This window comes from Rhodococcus sp. KB6 (genome assembly GCF_001445685.1).
Classification (GTDB): Bacteria; Actinomycetota; Actinomycetes; order Mycobacteriales; family Mycobacteriaceae; genus Rhodococcus_F; species Rhodococcus_F qingshengii.
In genome coordinates this window covers 715,234-734,601 of sequence record NZ_LNAK01000134.1, presented here as the reverse complement: position 1 = coordinate 734,601, position 19,368 = coordinate 715,234, and the positions used below count along the sequence as shown (strand labels likewise).

General features: G+C 64.1%; 18 protein-coding genes. 13 read left to right on the top strand and 5 right to left on the bottom strand.

The window, feature by feature from the left end; translation table 11 throughout:
- Positions 1-2: 2 nt before the first annotated feature.
- From ASU23_RS23355 to ASU23_RS23315, 10 genes are all read left to right on the top strand, one after another.
- The gene (locus ASU23_RS23355) at positions 3-884 is read left to right on the top strand and encodes a DMT family transporter (protein ID WP_042919783.1); all 882 of its coding nucleotides are present in this window, start codon (positions 3-5) and stop codon (positions 882-884) included.
- 3 nt (positions 885-887) lie between these two features.
- A complete protein-coding gene (locus ASU23_RS23350) occupies positions 888-2,324 on the top strand; it encodes a GuaB1 family IMP dehydrogenase-related protein (RefSeq protein ID WP_058038789.1) in 1,437 nt (478 codons plus the stop codon).
- 311 nt (positions 2,325-2,635) lie between these two features.
- Complete coding sequence (locus tag ASU23_RS23345) at positions 2,636-4,018, top strand: hemolysin family protein (protein ID WP_003944847.1); 1,383 nt, start codon at positions 2,636-2,638, stop codon at positions 4,016-4,018.
- A complete protein-coding gene (locus ASU23_RS23340; RefSeq protein WP_003944826.1) occupies positions 4,011-5,099 on the top strand; it encodes a hemolysin family protein in 1,089 nt (362 codons plus the stop codon). The genes ASU23_RS23345 and ASU23_RS23340 overlap by 8 nt, the downstream gene beginning before the upstream one ends.
- A 3-nt stretch (positions 5,100-5,102) precedes the next feature.
- Positions 5,103-5,981: a hypothetical protein gene (locus ASU23_RS23335; protein ID WP_058038788.1), complete on the top strand. Its 879-nt coding sequence runs from the start codon at positions 5,103-5,105 to the stop codon at positions 5,979-5,981.
- 18 nt (positions 5,982-5,999) lie between these two features.
- Positions 6,000-7,313 carry a CoA transferase gene (locus tag ASU23_RS23330; protein WP_058038787.1) on the top strand — a complete coding sequence of 438 codons (1,314 nt, stop codon included), beginning with the start codon at positions 6,000-6,002 and terminating at the stop codon, positions 7,311-7,313.
- Positions 7,314-7,344: 31 nt separating this feature from the next.
- Positions 7,345-7,821, top strand: a complete 477-nt coding sequence (locus ASU23_RS23325) for an OsmC family protein (protein WP_007727816.1) — start codon at positions 7,345-7,347, stop codon at positions 7,819-7,821.
- Entirely contained in the window at positions 7,814-8,848 is a 1,035-nt protein-coding gene (locus ASU23_RS23320) for a nucleoside hydrolase (RefSeq protein ID WP_007727817.1), read from the top strand. The genes ASU23_RS23325 and ASU23_RS23320 overlap by 8 nt, the downstream gene beginning before the upstream one ends.
- Before the next feature lie 26 nt (positions 8,849-8,874).
- Entirely contained in the window at positions 8,875-9,015 is a 141-nt protein-coding gene (locus tag ASU23_RS34040; protein WP_156423186.1) for a hypothetical protein, read from the top strand.
- A 63-nt stretch (positions 9,016-9,078) separates the two neighbouring features.
- Entirely contained in the window at positions 9,079-10,026 is a 948-nt protein-coding gene (locus ASU23_RS23315; protein WP_007727818.1) for a sulfite exporter TauE/SafE family protein, read from the top strand.
- 62 nt (positions 10,027-10,088) lie between these two features.
- Here ASU23_RS23315 and meaB read toward each other — a convergent pair whose 3' ends face one another.
- From meaB to mutA, 3 genes are read right to left on the bottom strand one after another with little or no spacing between them, the layout of a single operon-like run.
- On the bottom strand, positions 10,089-11,081 hold the full coding sequence (gene meaB / locus ASU23_RS23310; protein WP_003945003.1) for a methylmalonyl Co-A mutase-associated GTPase MeaB: 993 nt from the start codon (positions 11,079-11,081) through the stop codon (positions 10,089-10,091).
- Between the two features lie 17 nt (positions 11,082-11,098).
- Positions 11,099-13,351, bottom strand: a complete 2,253-nt coding sequence (gene scpA, locus ASU23_RS23305) for a methylmalonyl-CoA mutase (protein ID WP_003944912.1) — start codon at positions 13,349-13,351, stop codon at positions 11,099-11,101.
- Positions 13,348-15,243, bottom strand: coding sequence for a methylmalonyl-CoA mutase small subunit (gene mutA, locus ASU23_RS23300; RefSeq protein ID WP_058038786.1), 1,896 nt, complete (start codon positions 15,241-15,243; stop codon positions 13,348-13,350). Before mutA ends, scpA begins: the two co-directional genes overlap by 4 nt.
- A 423-nt stretch (positions 15,244-15,666) precedes the next feature.
- On the opposite strand from mutA, the gene ASU23_RS23295 reads away from it, so the two are divergent.
- Genes ASU23_RS23295 through ASU23_RS23285 form a run of 3 tightly spaced genes read left to right on the top strand, consistent with a single transcriptional unit; the run spans position 15,667 to position 17,591 of the window.
- Positions 15,667-16,374 carry a TVP38/TMEM64 family protein gene (locus ASU23_RS23295; protein ID WP_058038785.1) on the top strand — a complete coding sequence of 236 codons (708 nt, stop codon included), beginning with the start codon at positions 15,667-15,669 and terminating at the stop codon, positions 16,372-16,374.
- Positions 16,375-16,405: 31 nt separating this feature from the next.
- Positions 16,406-17,002, top strand: a complete 597-nt coding sequence (locus ASU23_RS23290; RefSeq protein WP_042449124.1) for a hypothetical protein — start codon at positions 16,406-16,408, stop codon at positions 17,000-17,002.
- A 55-nt stretch (positions 17,003-17,057) separates the two neighbouring features.
- Positions 17,058-17,591, top strand: a complete 534-nt coding sequence (locus ASU23_RS23285; RefSeq protein ID WP_003944797.1) for a hypothetical protein — start codon at positions 17,058-17,060, stop codon at positions 17,589-17,591.
- 43 nt (positions 17,592-17,634) lie between these two features.
- On the opposite strand, the gene ASU23_RS23280 is transcribed toward ASU23_RS23285, so the two are convergent.
- Together ASU23_RS23280 and ASU23_RS23275 are read right to left on the bottom strand one after the other, a co-directional pair.
- Positions 17,635-18,918: an SPFH domain-containing protein gene (locus ASU23_RS23280; protein WP_030536387.1), complete on the bottom strand. Its 1,284-nt coding sequence runs from the start codon at positions 18,916-18,918 to the stop codon at positions 17,635-17,637.
- Positions 18,918-19,349 carry an NfeD family protein gene (locus tag ASU23_RS23275; protein ID WP_003944877.1) on the bottom strand — a complete coding sequence of 144 codons (432 nt, stop codon included), beginning with the start codon at positions 19,347-19,349 and terminating at the stop codon, positions 18,918-18,920. Before ASU23_RS23275 ends, ASU23_RS23280 begins: the two co-directional genes overlap by 1 nt.
- Positions 19,350-19,368: the final 19 nt, after the last annotated feature.

Sequence of the window (19,368 nt, the reverse complement as noted above, 5' to 3'; positions counted from 1 at the left end):
GAATGGGTGATCTTCCACTGATCTCGGTTCTCTGCGCACTTCTCGCTGCACTGCTCTTCGCGTGCGCTTCGGTCGCTCAGCAACGGGCGGCGTCCGCGGTTCCCGAGGGCGAGGCGTTGGTGGCGTCGTTGATTCGCAGTCCTCGGTGGTGGGCCGGGCTGATCGGTGACGGCGGCGGGTACGTCATGCAGGCCGTTGCACTGTCGTTGGGTTCGGTGTTGGTGGTGCAGCCGCTGATCGTGACCTCGTTGCTGTTCGCGCTGCCTCTCTCGGCCAAATTCTCGGGAATCCGCATCACCCGTTCCGCGTGGTCACTGGCGATCATGCTCGCGATTTCCTTGGCGATCTTCCTCGTCGTCGGCGATCCCACCGAGGGAGACAGCAATGCTCCATGGTCGGATTGGGCTGTGCCCCTGACGATTACGGTCGCAGTGGCCGTGGCCGCAACTGTCGGCGGCTTGTCCAAACTCGACGGCGGCTGGCGCGCACTGCTTCTCGGCTCTGCGGCAGGCATCTTCTACGGCGTCGCCGTCGCATTCACCAAGTACGTCACCGACCTACTCGGCCACGGCGTCATCGGGGTGATTTCGGCATGGCAGACGTGGGCGCTGATCGCCTCGGGCGCAATCGGGGTCTACCTGCAACAGCGCGCGTTCCAGGTCGGGCCGCTGTCGGCGTCGCTACCCGCCCTGACGATCGGCGAGCCGATCGCGGCCATCTTCCTGGGGATGACAGTGCTCGACGAACGCCTCCGCGTCGACGGTCCCGGAATTGCTCTCATCGGGTGCGCCGTCGCCGTCATGATCATGACCACGATCGCCCTTTCCCGCTCACAAGCGCGCGATACCGAGGGCGCTACGGCGGAATCGACGGTAGGCTCGTGAAACGTGCAGTTCCTCGAAGGGCAACGCCCCCCATACGACCTGACCTACGACGACGTCTTCCTCGTCCCTAACCGGACCGAGGTCACCTCTCGGTTCGACGTCGATCTCAATTCTTCCGACGGATCCGGAACGACCATTCCCGTCGTGGTCGCCAATATGACCGCAGTCGCCGGCCGCCGCATGGCGGAGACTGTCGCCCGCCGCGGCGGACTGGTCATCATTCCGCAGGACGTCCCCTCCGAAGCTGTCGCCGAGACCGTGGCGTTCGTCAAGAGCCGCCACCTCGTCGCCGATACGCCGGTCACGCTGAGTCCGGACGACGCCGTCTCCGATGCGCTGGCGCTGCTTCCCAAGCGTGCTCACGGCGCGGTCGTGGTGGTCGAGGACGGTAAGCCTCTCGGTGTCGTCACGGAGGCTGCCTGCGCGGATGTCGATCGGTTCACTCGCCTACGTACCGTCGCGATCACCGACTTCGTCACGGCCCCGGTCACCGCCACACCGCGTGAGGTCTTCGAACTGCTCGAAACCAAGCACGATCCGCTGGCGGTCATCGTCAACGAAGACGGGACTCTTGCCGGCGTCCTCACCCGCACCGGCGCGATCCGTGCCGGCATCTACGACCCCGCAGTCGACGAGCGCGGCGCACTCCGGGTCGCTGCGGCGGTCGGTGTGAACGGTGACGTGGGCGCCAAGGCCAAGGCTCTCGTCGACGCCGGTGCAGACGTGATCGTCGTGGACACGGCTCACGGTCACCAGCAGAGAATGATCGATGCGCTCACCACCCTCAAGGCGCTCGATCTCGGCGTCCCGTTGGTTGCAGGCAACGTGGTCTCCGCACAGGGAACCCGTGATCTGATCGCCGCAGGCGCGGACATCGTCAAGGTCGGCGTCGGGCCCGGAGCCATGTGCACGACTCGCATGATGACCGGCGTCGGACGCCCGCAGTTCTCGGCCGTCGCGGAATGTGCTGCAGCGGCACGTGAGCTCGGCAAGCACGTCTGGGCCGACGGCGGCGTTCGACACCCCCGCGACGTTGCACTCGCCCTCGCGGCGGGCGCGTCGAACGTCATGATCGGCTCGTGGTTCGCCGGCACATACGAGTCCCCCGGCGATCTCAAAGTCGATCAGGCGGGCAACGCGTACAAGGAGAGCTTCGGTATGGCCTCCAAGCGCGCTGTTGCCGCTCGCACAGCCACCGAAACGGCTTTCGATCGCGCCCGTAAGGGATTGTTCGAGGAAGGCATCTCCAGTTCGCGGATGCGTCTCGATCCCGAGCGCCCCGGAGTCGAGGACCTGATCGATCAGATCTGTTCCGGCGTGCGCAGTACCTGCACGTACGCGGGTGCGCGTTCTCTCGAGGAGCTGCACGAGAAGGCCGTTCTGGGCGTGCAGTCCGCCGCCGGATTTGCCGAAGGACGGCCGCTTCCGTCTGGTTGGTGAACCACGTTCTGTGACTGTCGGCGGGTGCTCGGGTCCCTACTCCCGGGCACCCGCCGGTATCATTGGATCCGTAAACAGAAAACAAAACTCGGTCGGGTGCCCTTCGGCGACCCGACCGAGCCCGCTACAGCCGAGAACTACTCGGCTCTGACGAAAGGAACCCGGTGCCCGAGGCACCCACACACTTACCCGGCGCTACACCCGTCGTCTTATCCGAGGAATCTTCTGATTCCGCCGGTTCGGAGGGCTCCTCTAGCGAGCCGGGAGACAAACCCGGCGGCCCCCGTGCACATCTCAGGTGGCGATGACACATGGACATCGTTTTCACCATTCTCAGCCTGGTCGGCTTCATCGCGCTGACTGCAGGCACCGCCCTCTTCGTGGCGGCCGAATTCTCACTGACCGCGCTCGAACGCAGCACCGTCGACGAAGCTGCTCGTGGCGGCGACCGACGCTCGCGGCAGGTTCAACACGCGCACAAGACTCTTTCGTTCCAGCTCTCCGGCGCTCAGCTGGGCATCACGATCACAACCCTGATCACCGGTTACCTGGCCGAGCCGGTCCTGGCACGGTTCATCACACCGGTCACGAAGGCCGTCGGGCTCAGTGAATCCGCGGCCTCGACAACGTCTTTGATCCTGGCGCTCGTGATCGCGACCTCGTTCTCCATGATCTTCGGTGAGCTCGTACCGAAGAACCTCGCAATCTCCAAGCCGATGCCCACCGCCCGCGCGACTGCGGGCCTGCAAGCAGGGTTCTCGCTGATCTTCCGGTGGGCCATCAACGGCCTCAACGGAACCGCCAACTGGATCGTGCGACGCCTGGGCATCGAACCCGCGGAGGAATTGCGCTCCGCGCGATCACCGCAGGAACTCGGGTCCCTCGTGCGGACGTCCGCGCAGCGCGGGTCCATCGACAAGGGCACGGCGATGCTCGTCGACCGTTCACTGCAGTTCGGTGACCGCACGGCAGAAGAGCTGATGACTCCGCGAGTGAAGATCGAATCGCTGGAACTCTCGGACACCGTCGCAGACCTGATCGTGACGGCGTCGCGGACCGGCTATTCACGCTTCCCGGTCGTTCGCGGCGATCTCGACGACACGGTCGGCGTCGTACACATCAAGCACGCGTTCACCGTTCCGGCCGAACGTCGGCGCACGACGCGCGTCGACAGTCTGGCTCAACGTGTTCCCGTCGTGCCGTCGAGCCTGGACGGGGACACCGTCATGGAGCGAATCCGCTCGGACGGTATGCAGGTTGCGCTCGTCGTCGACGAGTACGGCGGAACTGCCGGCATCGTCACGATGGAAGACCTCATCGAGGAAATCGTCGGCGATGTGCGCGACGAACACGACGAACCCGAACTCGACGTGCAGCGCGTCGGCGACGGATGGTCGTGCTCCGGTCTCCTGCGCATCGACGAGGTCACTTCGGCTACCGGGTACACCGCTCCCGAAGGCGACTACGACACGCTCGGCGGCTTGGTGCTCACCGAACTGGGCCGCATCCCCGACGAGGGTGACGAGGTGGAATTGCCCGACGTCGACTCGTCCGGTGATTCGCGCGGAAAGTGGATTGCACGAGTGACCGGCATGGACGGCCGCCGTATCGACCGGGTGACCATCACGCCGGTCCCCGCTTACGTCGAACCCGAATCCGCAGACGACAGCAAGAAGGAGTCCGACGATGAATAACCTCTTCGGTGTACTCCTCACCGTCGTGCTGCTCGCCGGCAATGCATTCTTCGTCGGTGCGGAGTTCGCACTGATCTCCGCACGACGTGACCGTCTCGAAGCACTGGTCGCGCAAGGCAAGAAGCGGGCGCTCACAGTCATCAAGGCCGGTGAGAACCTCTCGCTCATGCTTGCGGCGGCTCAGCTGGGCATCACGATCTGCTCGATCCTCCTCGGTAAGGTCGCCGAGCCCGCCATTGCGCACCTCCTCGAGGTGCCGATGGAAGCCGTCGGCCTGCCCGACGGATTGCTGCACCCGATCTCGTTTGCCATCGCGCTGTCGCTCGTCGTCGTGCTGCACATCCTGCTCGGCGAGATGGTGCCCAAGAACATCGCGTTGGCCGGCCCCGAGAAGACGGCCATGCTGCTCGTTCCCGTGCATCTGGCGTTCATCAAGATCGCTCGCCCGATCATCGCGTTCTACAACCTGTGCGCGAACGGAGTGCTCAAGCTCCTGCGCGTCGAACCCAAGGACGAACTCGACGTCACGGTCTCGGCGGTGGAGTTGTCCGCGATGATCGGTGAATCGCGATCTGAAGGTCTGATCGACGCCGAAGAACACCGGCGGTTGAAGCAGGCACTCGAATCGACCGATCGGACCGTCTCCGAGGTCCTGATCACTCTCGACAAGGTGCGGACCATTCCCCTCACACCGTCGGGAACAACACTGGGTGAGATCGAGCGTGCGGTCATCGAGACCGGATACTCGCGTTACCCGGTGCGAGCGAGCGACGGATCGCTGGCTGGGTACGTGCACCTCAAGGACGTGCTCGACGAGGTGCTCGACGAGGCCGCTGGACCGGACACCGTCGTTCCGACGTCGGATATCCGGCCGCTGCCCATCGTTCCGCTCAGCACACCGCTGGCCGAAGCGTTGGCCGGCCTTCGTCGGGCCAGCTCGCACCTCGGCGCTGTCACGGACGCTGACGGAGTGGTGATCGGTATCGTCGCGCTCGAGGATCTCCTCGAGGAGTACGTCGGAACGGTCCGCGATGGCACGCATCGCGGCACGGATGCTGTTCCCGGACAAAGAAACAGCTGATCGATGACACGTTCGGTGCATTCACTCGCACTCGCGCAGAGCGAGTGGACGGCTCGGCGGGCACTTCACCTCGAGGAGGTGGAGAAGCTCGTCGAGCCGCACCGAGCGCGTCGTAGCGCCGGTATCTCTCACCCGGTGCACGACTTCCTCTTCACGTACTACAACTTCAAACCCGCTCAACTGCGCCGCTGGCACCCCGGGTACGGAGTCGCGCTCGAGAACGCCGCCGAATACGCAGCCTTCTCCGGCTACCGCGTCGACGAGTCGGGTACCGCGACGGTCGAGGCCTCAGTGCTGGAGCGTCGGCGTCACACAGTCGAATTCGTGTGGAATCTGTTGAATCAGACGTCTGCGCGGCCCGCTGTGCTGGGTTGCTTCGGCCTCCACGAATGGGCGATGGTCTATCGCGGGGGCGAGGACGCAATCCGTCACCAGTCGGTGCCGCTGCGACTCGGGTTCGCCGGTACCGACGCGGTCGTCGAATCCCTGCCACTCAAATGCACGCACTACGACGCGTTCCGGTTCTTCACACCGGACGCGGCCCCCAAGAACTCGCTCCCGCTTGCACGCGAAACTCAGATCGATCACGAACAGCCGGGCTGCCTGCACGCCGGTATGGATCTGTACAAGTGGAGCTTCAAATTGTTGCCACTCGTCGATTCCGACCTGGTGATGCGGTGCTTCGAACACGCGCTCCTGGCCCGTGAACTCGACATGCGCGCGAGCCCATACGACCTCGCCGAGTACGGGTACTCCCCCATTCGTATCGAAACTCCCGCGGGCCGCGCCGAATACGTGCGTGAGCAACAACAGTTGGCGGATCGTGCTGCGCCGCTCCGCGATACGCTGGCAGAGAAGTGCCGGGAGCTTCTCGGCCACTGAACTGCCGAAAGGCGTCGCATGGATCACGGGTACGGGTTCTATCTCGACGAATACCAGCGTGATGTCGGGGTGCACACCGACGACCGCCGCGGGCACATCGAATGCCCGGACTCGGCGGGTTTCCTTGCGGCGCACTTGCCGGTGTTCGACCTCGCTGCGGGCTCGGTAGCGGCGTTCGCCTCGGCGATTCATCGGTCAACCAGCCCGGGCGACGGACACTGGACCCTCGATCCCGAGCGCATCGCCGCGTCCTTCTCGAGCGATCGACTGTTCCGGATCGGCGGCGAGCCGATCAACGGGTTCTCCGAGCACTCGGGGTTCTTTGCCGCCCGCGACGGTTGGGTCCGCACGCACGGCAACTATCCGCACCATCGCGACCGCCTGCTCGCCGTCCTCGAGCTCGATGATGGATCACCCAAAGATGCAGTGGTGCAACGGATATCCGAACTCAGCGCCATCGAGATCGAGCTGCAGGCCGCCGAGATCGGAGCCATCGCGGTCCGTGTTCGTACCGAGACCGAGTGGCGCCTGAGTGAGCAGTGCGCAGCTGCGAGGTCTGCGCCTCTGGTATCCATCCGAGCACGCGACGAGGGAAAACCCCGCACGCATCCGACGCGCCCACGCGTTCTCGACCTGACCCGCGTCATCGCCGGTCCGGTCGCGACGCGTGCCCTGGCGTTGGTCGGCGCTGACGTTCTGCGGATCGATCCCCCGGCGATCCCCGAGATCGGATGGCAGCACCTCGACAGTGGACAGGGCAAGCGGTCGGCGCTTCTCGACCTGAAGTCCTCGGCGGGAGCGACAGCGTTCCGAGAACTCCTCGAAACCGCAGACGTACTGGTCACCGGCTACCGGCCGGGTGCACTCGAAGCGCTCATCGGGCAGGATCTTCCCGCCCACCTGATTCACGGGCGCGTCAGCGCATGGGGATGGGAAGGTCCGTGGGCGAATCGCCGCGGCTTCGACAGCATCGTGCAGGCCGCGTCCGGCATTTCGTTCCTCGCGGGTGGTGAGAACCCTGGTGCGCTTCCGGCGCAGGCACTCGACCACTCGACCGGATACTTCTTGGCAGCGGGGATCCTCGACGCGTTGACGCTGCGCTCGCAGGACGGCCGTGGCCGCGATGTCGACGTGTCGCTGGCAAGCACAGGCGCTCGTCTTCTCGACGCACCCGGCCGAACCGTCCATCCTGGTCTGCCGACGGCTCCCGGCCTGAATGTTGTTGTCAACCATGCCGACGTGACCACCGCACGACCCGCGCTGGCAGAGTTCGAGGACTACCCCGAACCAGCCCATCCGTGGGGATCGGATCGCGCGGAGTGGGCACACTGAGGGACCGGCACATTCAGGGCAAGATGGACCTGTGAAGTCACATACCTACACACTCGACCTTCAGTGGACGGGCGATCTGGGAACCGGAACGTCCAGCACGCAGGGATATTCGCGCAATCATGCAATATCCGCGGTCGGAAAGCCGGAACTTCTCGGCAGCTCCGATCCCTCGTTCCGCGGTGACGCGCAGCGATGGAACCCCGAGGAACTGCTCGTTGCCTCCCTCGCCCAGTGCCACATGCTCTGGTACCTCGGGCTGGCAGCTGCCGCTGGGGTCGTCGTTCTCGACTACAGCGATCAGCCGGTCGGCAGCATGATCGAGGAATCCGATGGCGGCGGCCAGTTCATCGAAGTGACGTTGAATCCGACGGTGTTGGTCGCGGAGGCGTCGATGGTCGAGAAGGCCCAGGAGCTTCACGGCCCCGCACACACGAAGTGCTTCATCGCTCGGTCGGTGAACTTCCCCGTCCTGCATTCCCCGACGATCCTGGTGGCCACCGATGAGTGACATGCACAAGCTCATCGTCGACGTCGACACCGGTATCGACGACTCGTTGGCGCTTCTCTATCTCCTTGCCAGCCCCGAAGCCGAGATACTGGGGATTGCGAGCACCGCCGGCAACGTTCCGGTGGAACAGGTCGCGGCCAACAACTTGAACTGGCTTGCGCTCTGCGGCGCCCCGGACATCGAGGTTGCACTCGGCGCCCGCGAGCCATTGGTCATACCGTTGCGCACCACCGAGGAGACTCACGGTCCGCAAGGAATCGGCCATGCGGTCCTCCCCGATTCGGGTCGCAAGCGCTCGGTCCGAACCGCCACCGACCTCTGGGTGGATCTCGTCCGGGAGTACCCCGGACAACTCACCGGGCTGGTGACGGGGCCGCTCACCAACCTGGCCTTGGCGATCAGACGTGAACCCGATCTGCCGTCTCTGCTGAAGCGACTGGTAGTGATGGGTGGGTCGTTCAACTATCCGGGCAACACGACGCCGACCGCGGAGTGGAACGTCTCGGTGGATCCGCACGCCGCCAAGGAGGTGTTCGACGCGTTCTCCGTCGTACCCGCGCACCGGCGCCCGATCATCTGCGGCCTCAACGTCACCGAATCCATCGAGATGTTCCCCGAACATGTGCGTCGGCTCGCCGAAGCTGCCGGGAGCACCCCGGAAGAGATCATCTCGCCTGACGACGGTCCCGACGTCCGCAGTTCCGCGTCCAACAGCGTGATCAGGCATATGTCCGACGCAATCCGGTTCTACATGGAATTTCATCGTGAATACGACCAGGGATTTCTTGCTCACATGCATGATCCCTTCGCTGCTGCCGTCGCGCTCGATCCGAGCCTGGCGACGCTGAAACCGGCAACGGTAGATGTCGAAACCGAGAGTCCACTGCTGATCGGAACGACGGTTGCGGACTGGGTCGGGCACTGGAAGCGTGAGCCCAACGCGGATATCGCGGTCAGCACCGATCCGGCGGAATTCTTCGATCGACTTGTCCACCGAGTGGGAAATTACGCCCGCGTCGTGGGTTGACCGAGCCGGGCACCGGCTATGCTCGCATGGACAGAACACCAACGTACGAGAACAAAGGACCTGACGTGCAGATTTCCAGCCACGATGCCTCCCCGGCATTTGCGCTCGGATTGATGGCGTTCTGGCCCACTCGTCGTAGCGCATGCTTCGATCAGGCGTGTTGCTGAGCGGCGATTCTCGCTGCCTGCACCCCTGACTTTGTCGCTTCTTCGCTCGGAGTCTGTCTTCTCATGTTCAATCTTCTTTTGTTCACCCTTGTCGGCGTCGGCGCCCAGCTCGTCGACGGCGCCCTCGGTATGGCCTTCGGTGTCACCGCAACCACTCTGTTGATGATCGGTGGCCTCGGTCCGGCTCAGGCCAGCGCCGCTGTTCACCTGGCCGAGGTCGGCACCACCCTCGCTTCGGGTGTGTCGCATTGGAAGTTCAAGAACATCGACTGGAAGCTCGTCGCCAAGCTCGGTGTGCCCGGCGCAGTCGGTGCATTCATCGGCGCAACTGTGCTCTCGGGTCTGTCCACCGAAGCGGCAGTCCCCATCACGGCGACGATCCTGCTGGCCATCGGTATCTATGTGGCACTACGCTTTTCGGTCCGCCCACCGGCCGTCGCGGACGCTCGTACCACCCCGCACACTGCACGTTTCCTGTCCCCACTCGGCCTGTTCGGTGGTTTCATCGATGCATCCGGCGGTGGTGGTTGGGGTCCGATCACCACCAGCACGCTGCTCTCACGAGGAAAGACCGCGCCGCGCACCGTGATCGGCTCGGTCAGCGCCTCGGAGTTTCTGGTCGCGTCAGCCGCGTCGCTGGGATTCCTTGTCGGATTGGGACGTGAGTCGGCGGGAAACCTCCTCGTTGTCGCCGGTCTCGCGCTCGGCGGTGTCATCGCAGCTCCGTTCGCGGCGTGGCTGGTCAGCCGCGTACCTGCAACCTTGCTCGGAACGGCGGTGGGCGGCGTCATCGTGTTGACCAACGCACAGAAGCTGTTCAAATCCTTCGACATCACCGGGGCGGTCACAGTGGCCGGTTACCTGACCATTCTCGGCGCGTGGGCAGCGCTGCTGTTCTACGCGTGGAAGCGGTCCACTCTCACCCCGGCCGAGGCAGAAGGCGATTTCACGGGAGTCGAACTCGCTGTCGAGACCGAACTCACCGAGCCTGCAGTCAAACGCGAACGATAGCTCGTCACAGAAGAAATCCCGGGTATCCGCGCTCGGATACCCGGGATTTCGTTCTTTCCGCGCTAGTTGCTTCCGTCGAACGCGTCGAGAATTCGCCCCGCCGCCAACGCTGCCGTCAGCGAACCGTCACGCACGCTCTGCTCGACGTCGGCCCGGATCGCACGCACCCGATCGTTGCTCGAGAGCCTGCGTAGCAGCTGATCGTTGACCATCGTCCAGGTCCAATCGACCTGTTGCTTGCGACGCTTCTCCTCGAACTGTCCCGCTTCGGTGAGCACCTCACGGTGTTTGGTGACAGTTCCCCAGAACTCGTCCAGCCCGACACCTTCGAGACCGCTCATCGTGATGACGGGCGGCTTCCAGATGGCGTCGTGCGGGTAGATCAGGCGAAGCGCACCCGCCAATTCACGGGCAGCGCCCTTTGCCTCGCGCTCATGCTTGCCATCGGCCTTGTTGACCGCCACCAGATCTGCGAGCTCGAGGACACCCTTCTTGATGCCCTGGAGCTGATCACCAGTACGAGCGAGGGTCAGGAACGTGAAGCAGTCCACCATGTTGGCAACAGTGACTTCGGACTGGCCGACACCCACCGTCTCCACCAGGATGACGTCGAAACCGGCAGCTTCGAGAAGCACGATGGTCTCGCGGGTTGCCTTGGCAACACCACCGAGCGTGCCGGACGTCGGTGACGGCCGGATGTACGCATTCGGTTCGACGGTGAGCCGAGCCATGCGTGTCTTGTCGCCGAGAATCGAGCCGCCGGTGCGGGTGGACGACGGATCGACCGCCAACACCGCAACCCGATGTCCCTTGCCCAGCAAGTACATTCCGAGCGCGTCGATGAAGGTCGACTTGCCGACGCCGGGAACGCCGGTGATGCCGATCCGGTGCGCTCCCCCGGCCTCGGGCAGCAACTTCAGTAGAAGCTGCTGCGCGAGGGCCCGGTGGTCGTCGCGAGTGGACTCGACGAGGGTGATCGCCCGAGCGAGGCCGGCACGCTGATTTCCACGTACCGCCTCGGCGAGGGAATCAATGTCGATGGGCTGACGTGCCATCTTCAGTGACCCCCTTCTCAGCTGTTGTCGTGACCCAGTTGGGCGGAGAGCTTCTCCAACAATCCGCTGGCAGCGTCGGCGATGACGGTTCCGGGCGGGAAGATGGCAGCAGCGCCGGCCTCGTAGAGTTCGTCGAAGTCACCGGGCGGAATGACGCCGCCGACGACGATCATGATGTCGGGACGACCGGCCGCAGCCAGAGCCTCCCGCAGCGCCGGCACCAAGGTGAGGTGACCGGCTGCCAACGACGACACACCGACTACGTGGACGTCGTTGTCGGCCGCCTGATTGGCGACCTCTTCGGGGGTCTGGAACAAAGGTCCGACGTCGACGTCGAATCCGATGTCCGCGAAGGCCGTGGAGATGACCTTCTGGCCACGGTCGTGACCGTCCTGGCCCATCTTCGCGACGAGGATGCGGGGACGACGTCCCTCGTCCTCGGCGAACTTCTCGACCAGTTCCATCGCCTTGCTGATGTTGCTCACCGTTCCTGCCTCGTCGCGGTACACACCACTGATGGTGCGGATCTCGGCCTGGTGGCGTCCGTACACCTTTTCGAGGGCGTCGGAAATCTCGCCGACGGTAGCCATCGCGCGGGCGGCGACGACAGCGAGGGCGAGGAGGTTGTTCTCCATGCCGCCTTCGGTGGATGCGGCAGCGCGAGTGAGGTTCGCCAGTGCGGCCTCGACGGCTTCCGGATCACGTTCCGCGCGAAGACGAACCAACTTCTCGAGCTGTTCCTTGCGGACCTTGGAGTTCTCGACCTTGAGAACTTCGATGGTGTCGACCTCGTCGGGAACGTACTTGTTGACGCCGACGAGCGGCTGCCGACCGGAGTCGATGCGTGCCTGGGTGCGGGCGGCAGCCTCCTCGATGCGCAGCTTCGGGATGCCTTCGTTGATGGCCTGAGCCATTCCGCCGGCTTCCTCGACCTCTTCGATGTGCTTACGAGCCCGGTTGGCGAGTTCGTTGGTGAGCCACTCGACGTAGTACGAGCCTCCCCACGGGTCGATGGGACGCACGGTGCCGGATTCCTGCTGCAGCAGCAACTGGGTGTTACGGGCGATTCGGGCGGAGAAGTCCGTCGGCAATGCGATCGCTTCGTCGAGTGCGTTGGTGTGCAAGGACTGAGTGTGCCCCTGGGTGGCAGCCATGGCTTCGACGCAGGTACGCGGCACGTTGTTGAAGACGTCCTGCGCGGTCAGGGACCAGCCGGAGGTCTGCGAGTGGGTACGCAGCGAGAGCGACTTCGCGCTCTTGGGATCGAACTTGGCGACAAGCTCGGCCCACAGGAGGCGTCCGGCGCGGAGCTTGGCGACCTCCATGAAGAAGTTCATGCCGATTGCCCAGAAGAAGGACAGGCGAGGTGCGAACTTGTCGATGTCCATACCGGCGTCGAGGCCGGCGCGGATGTACTCGACGCCGTCGGCGAGGGTGTACGCCAGTTCCAGATCGGCCGTCGCTCCGGCTTCCTGGATGTGGTAGCCCGAGATGGAGATGGAGTTGTACTTCGGCATTTCCGCGCTGGAGTACGCGAAGATGTCCGAGATGATCCGCATCGAGGGCTTCGGCGGATAGATGTAGGTGTTACGAACCATGAACTCTTTGAGGATGTCGTTCTGGATCGTTCCGGCCAGCTTGTCCGGAGTGACACCTTGCTCGCCTGCCGCAGCGACGTACAGCGCGAGAATCGGCAGCACGGCGCCGTTCATCGTCATCGAGACCGAGACCTGCGAGAGGTCGATTCCGTCGAAGAGCTGACGCATGTCGAGGATGGAATCGATTGCGACACCGGCCATTCCGACGTCACCGGCAACGCGAGGATGATCGGAGTCGTAGCCGCGGTGTGTAGCGAGGTCGAAGGCGACCGAGAGGCCCTTCTGACCGGCCGCGAGGTTACGACGGTAGAACGCATTCGACTCCGCGGCAGTGGAGAATCCGGCGTACTGGCGAATGGTCCACGGCTGGTTCACGTACATGGTCGGGTACGGACCACGCAGGAACGGCGCTGCGCCCGGGAAGCTGTCGAGCGGGTAACCCGACTCGGCGGCGGCCGTGCGGTCCGCACCGGTGTACACCGGCTTGACGTCGATGCCTTCCGGGGTGGACCAGACAACCTGCTCGGCGGCGTAGTTGTTGGCGTTGGCGCCCTCTTCGATGAGCGCCTGGGCCTGCTCGACCGACGGCGGTGTGGGTGCCGGAGACTGCGGGTCCTCGAGTGGGACCTCGGCGAAACTGCCGATCACGTGCTTGACCTCTCGTGTCGTCACTTGGAGCTTCCCGTCTCGATGAAGTCGAGCAGTTCGGTCAGAGCCGACACTGCGTCGATGCGGGCGGTGAGGAATCCGTCCGGGCGAGAATCGCCGGTCGCGTCGGCGACTGCCTTCTCCGGTCCTGCGAGCAGCACCTTGGCGATGCCGGCGGCGCGAAGTTCGGCGACGGCCGCTGCGGCGCTCTCGCCGTAGCGCTTGTCCGTGCCGCACAGCACCGCGACGGTGGCACCGGAAGCCTTGACTGCAGCGGAGATGGCCTCGGCGCCCACCTCGAGCGGGCCGGGGTTGACTGCGTCGATACCACCCGAAGCGAGCAGGTTGGACGCAAACGTGGTGCGAACGTTGTGTTCTGCAACCGAGCCCAGCGGCGCGAGAAGCGCAGTGGGACGGGCGCCGCCGGCGGCGAGGAACGCGTCCGAACGGTCACGAAGCGCTTCGAATGCAGCTGCGTAGCGGGCGACGGACTGGCCGGGCTCGACGGCTTCGGCGGACAGCGGCGTTTCGCCGAGGTTCGGGAACTCGTTGACACCGGTGACCGTGGTCTTGCGGTGTGCGATGTCGGAGTCGCGCTTGGCCTTCGTGGCAGCGATGCGACCGGAGACGATTCCCGCTTCGAGTGCCGCCAGATATCCTCCGGCTGCTTCGATTTCCTGGAAGAACTCCCACGCGGTGGCGGCAATCTGCTGTGTCAGGTCCTCGACGTACCAAGACCCGGCCGACGGATCGAGGACACGGCCCAGGTGCGACTCCTCGAGCAGGAGCAGCTGTGTGTTGCGCGCGATGCGCGAGGAGAAGGACTTGCTGACGCCGAGGGTGCCGTCGGCCAGGGCGACGTCGAACGGAAGAACAGTCACCGCGTCTGCTCCGCCGACGCCGGCGCCGAATGCGGCGAGGGTCGTGCGCAGCATGTTCACCCAGGGATCACGCTGAGCCATCATCGCGGCGGAGGTGACTGCGTGCTGCGGCGCTCCACCGAAATCGGAAGCTCCGCAGACCTGGGCGATGCGTGCCCATACGAGACGTGCGGCGCGGAACTTCGCGATGGTCTGGAACTGATCGTCGGTTGCCGCGTAGCGGAAAGCCAACTGCGACAACGCAGCACCAATGGTCAGGCCGCTCTGGGCGGTGAGTGCACGGAGGTACTCGAGGCCGGCGGCGATTGCGGCTCCGAGTTCTTCGGCATCCCCGGCACCCGCATTGTGAAAGGCCGTGCCGTCGACGGTGATCGCGTGCACGGTTTCCGCACGAGCGGCGGCGAGGGCGGCCAACTCGACTGCGCCTGCAAGTTCGACGTCGGCTGCGCCGGAGAACGAACTGGTCAGCGGTGCTGCACCGAGGTGAACTCGGATACTGCTGCGATCGCTGACACCGTCGCCGGCTTCGCTGCGTGCATCGAGGAGTGAGAAGAGTGCTCGGGCTGCATCGTTTGTCGCTGCGCCTGCATCGAGCGTGAGCGGTGCGAGGTCGAGAAGCACGCCCTCGAGCGCAGCGGCGAGGTCGGTGACCGGAACGCCGTCGGCGCCCACCTTCAACCAGAGTGCGCTGACTCCGTTTTCGAGGGCGTCCAGGATGGCGCGATTGGTCTCGGCCGCCGAAGCGGTTCCGAAAGCAGCGGAAACCAACCAACCGGCATTGACATCACGGTGAGCGTCGACGCCACGCACGTACGGAAAAGTGCCCGGCAAGCTCTGCTCGGGACGCTCGTCGCGTGGGCTGTAGAGCGGTGCGACAGTGACACCGTCGTAGGTGACGGTTTCGAGCAGTTTCTGTGGCTCGGGGCCCAGTTCTGCCGCGTCGACTCTGCGGGACTTGGCGAGCACACCGGCTACGGAGCGCTGCCACTCCGCGTACGCCTGCTCGACAGCCTCGGCTTCTGAAGCTAATGACACTGTGTCCGCTCCCTCTCATTTTTTGCGTGAGCGCTTTACCGATAATCGGATTTGTTCGTTAGTTCTGTGATGCTAACCCGCGGTTGAGCCCAGATATCGTGAGGATCACGTCATGTTCTTCACAGGGCTGTTCGCGGCCACTTTCCGACCGGTCAGACGACGTGCAGATTCGGTCGTTCGTGCACGTGTGACCGGCCCTTACCTAGCGATTGTTCAGCATGTTTACGGGTTACCCGCGAGTTCGTTTCACTGGCCGGGACTGCAGGTGAAGGCCACTCCGAAAGCCTAGTGGTTTTCGTCACAGCGCCGTTTCATTGTCGCCTGGAGCACGTCGCTTTCCCGCCCCCGTGGCGATGTTCGACTCACGATTGCGGGTCGGCAGTCGGCCCGGTTCACCGTTCACAGGTAGCCTTGTGACCTGTGATGGGACGCCTGCTGGACCGAAGATTGATCGCAATAGTCCTGGTAGTGCTCGCTTTGTTCCTCGCAGCCCTCCTCGCCCCACATCCCACGGTGTCCCAGGTACGCGAGTGGGCGGACTCGGTTGGCCCGGCGTTTCCCCTCGTGTTCTTCCTGGTTCATTCGATAGTCACCGTCGCGCCGTTCCCGCGCACCGTCTTCACGCTCAGCGCGGGGGTTCTCTTCGGCTCGGCAACCGGCATCGCCCTTACTGTGGCGGCAACGACTGTGAGCGCCGTTCTGGCCCTCTACCTGGTCCGCGCCATCGGCCGCGACGTCGTGTGGCAACGGATTTCGAGTCCGACGATCCGGCGGGTGGACGAGCGGATCGAAAAGCGGGGGTGGCTGGCCGTCGGCTCTCTGCGCTTGATCGCGTTTGTCCCCTTCTCGGTGGTGAACTACTGCTGCGGCATTTCGTCGATCCGGATCGTGCCCTACATCCTTGCCACCGTCGTCGGCATCTTGCCCGGCACTGTTGGGATTGTCGTTCTGGGCGATGCGCTCTCCGGCGAAGCCGATCCTCGTCTCCTGATTCTGTCCGGGATCTGCATTGCGATCGGCATCGCCGGTCTGGTGTTCGACGCTCGCCGTCAGCCTTCACCGGGCGAAACCATCGTTGACAACGGTCAACCCCAAGAGGTTGATTTGATTGAGTCAACCCAAAACGATTGACTATTGAAAGTCAACTATCTAGCATTGACTAATGTTTGTACTGACGGTGGATCAGCGAGGTAGCCGACGGGATGTCGACCGCGTCGGGGACATCATCGACGACATGGCCGATTGCAGGCTCCTGCGGCCGTTCGAGCGCACAGCGGGCGACGAGATTCAAGCGGTGACCGACGATCCGGCGCTACTCGTCCTCGTCGCACTCGAGCTGATTCGGCGCGAGCACTGGAGTGTCGGGATCGGGATCGGTCCCGTCGAGCAGCCTCTCCCACGGCAGACCCGGGCCGGACGCGGACCGGCATTCGAAGCTGCTCGGATCGCCGTCGAGCGAGCCAAGCGAGCTCCGGCCAGAATTGCCGTCGAACAGGCGCCGGCGGATAGCTCACGCGACGAACTCGCCGCAGATGTCGATGCCGCGTTCACCTTGCTCGGAACGATCGTCACGAGACAGACGAAGGACGGACGCGAAGCCATCGCCCTGATGGACAGCGGACTCACTCAGGTCAGCGCAGCGGCCCACCTCGGAATCACCAAACAGGCCATGTCCAAGCGACTCCTGACAGCCGGGTGGCACGCAGAACTCGCCGGGCGCAGACTCGCAGAACGACTTTTGGTCAGACTCCAGCCCTAGACTGCTCACGCTCGCACCGGTACAAACTCGTCGACACAGCAGGGGGCTCGAATACATGGTCGTTCTGGCGTTGATCGCGCTCGCCGTCGCCGCCGCGGCACCAGCAGTTGCAGCGGCACTGGGACCGCTCAGTCGTGGTCGACTCGAAGTCCCCGAATGGGCGTCGTCCGTGGTGGCTCTTCCGGCGCTGGGTGTTGCCGCACTGGCATCGACCCGAACGACCCCGGTCACCGGTTTCGCTCTCGGGGCGACGCTTGTCCTGTGCGTACTTGCCGCCGCCACGGCCGGTGCACCGTTGGTACTTGCCACCTTCAAGATCGCTCGTCGCCAACCGGACGGGAGCCCGGCACCGGACGCCGGACCTCTTCGCGGCGGACGTGTGATCGGCATCCTCGAACGGCTCGCGGTGGCGGCATCGATTCTCGCAACCTGGCCGGAAGGCATCGCGATCGTCTTGGCAGTCAAGGGGCTCGCGCGGTACCCGGAACTTCGCGAACCTCATGCGTCCGAGCAGTTCATCATGGGAACCTTCGTCAGTGTCCTCTGGGCGATCGCCGTATGCGGAACGGGACGGGCACTCATCACGTAGGTGATGAGTGCCCGTCCCGATCAACGTTCGCTACGAGAGGCGTCTACTGGCGCTGGCCACCCTCGGGCGGCTGCCCCTGGTACGGGTACTTCTGCTGGAAATCTTCACGCTCGGGCGGCAGCGGCAACTGACCCGGCCAAGGATTTTCGCCCTGCTGTGGCAACGCGGGATCTACGAATCCAGGCTGCTCGGGCGCACTCTCACGGCGGTGCCTGACCGCAGCTGCCGGGTCTTCGACCGGTGTGCGTGCAGCAACTTCAGCAGCGCGCACTGCTTCCGCGATAGCCGGATCGGATTTGGTCTCGAACCACTCCGCCACCTCGGCTGAATCGTCCTCAGGATTGGGAAGATTCTCTTCGGCGGCCGGCGGCTCGTACCGGAAAACGCCATCCTGCCCTTGCGCGCCAAGCGTTTTGGCAAATCCCTTCAGCGCGTCACCGAAGTCGCTGGGTACGAGCCACACCTTGTTCGCATCGCCTTGCGCCATCTGCGGCAACGTCTGAAGATACTGGTATGCAAGCAATTCCGGAGTCGGCTTACCGGACTTGATTGCAGCAAAAACCTTCTCGATGGCCTTGGCCTCGCCTTGAGCCTGCAAGTACTTGGCCGCGCGGTCACCTTGAGCACGAAGGATCTGGGACTGACGCTCACCCTCGGCGTTGAGGATCGAGGCCTGCTTGTTTCCCTCGGCAGAAAGAATCTGGCTCTGCTTGGCACCCTCGGCGGTCTTGATAGCGGATTCGCGGTGACCTTCAGCCGTCAGAATCATCGCGCGCTTCTCGCGGTCCGCCTTCATCTGCTTTTCCATCGACTCCTGGATCGAGGGCGGCGGATCGATGCTCTTGAGCTCGACGCGGGCCACTCGCAGGCCCCAGCGACCGGTCGCCTCGTCGAGGACACCACGAAGCTGACCGTTGATGGAATCACGCGAGGTAAGCGTCTCTTCGAGGGTCATTCCACCGACGACGTTTCGCAGCGTGGTGGTCGCCAACTGCTCGACGGCAGCGATGTAGTTGCTGATCTCGTACACCGCAGCTTGCGGATTGGTGACCTGGAAGTACACCACCGTGTCGATGGACAGTGTCAGGTTGTCCTGGGTGATCACCGGCTGCGGTGGGAAGGAGACCACACGCTCACGAAGATCCACCTTGGCGCGCACACGATCGGCGAACGGGATCAAGAACGTGAGCTGCCCGGACACCGTCTTCGAATACCTACCGAGCCGCTCGATCACCGCGGCTTCTGCCTGCGGTACCAGTGCTACCGACTTCGCGACCACCAAGATCACGAATAGCACCAACACACCGAGCACTATGAGTGCTGCCATTAAGGTCCCCTCCAGACGACTGCTGTTGCGCCGTTGATTTCCATCACCGTCACCTTGGTGCCCGGCGGGTACACCTCGGTGGTGTCGTACGGCCTGGCAGTCCACACCTCGCCGTCCAACTTGACCTGCCCGGAATGCTCGCCCACTTCTTCCAGAACCAGAGCGTGCTTACCTTCGAGTGCCTGTATTCCGGTCGGGGTCGGCGGCGGACTACCGAAGCGACGCAACATGATCGGTCGCACGCCCAGGACGAGGGCGGCGGAGAACACTCCGAACATGACGGCGTCGACCCACACCGGGAAGTCGGTGACAGCACTGACACCGGCAGTAGCGAGCGCCCCACCGGCGAGCATCAGCAGGAAGAAATCCCCCACCAGCGCTTCGGCCCCGGCGAGCACCAGTGCTCCGATCAGCCAAATAAGTGCAGCCACAACACCATCTAACCAGAAT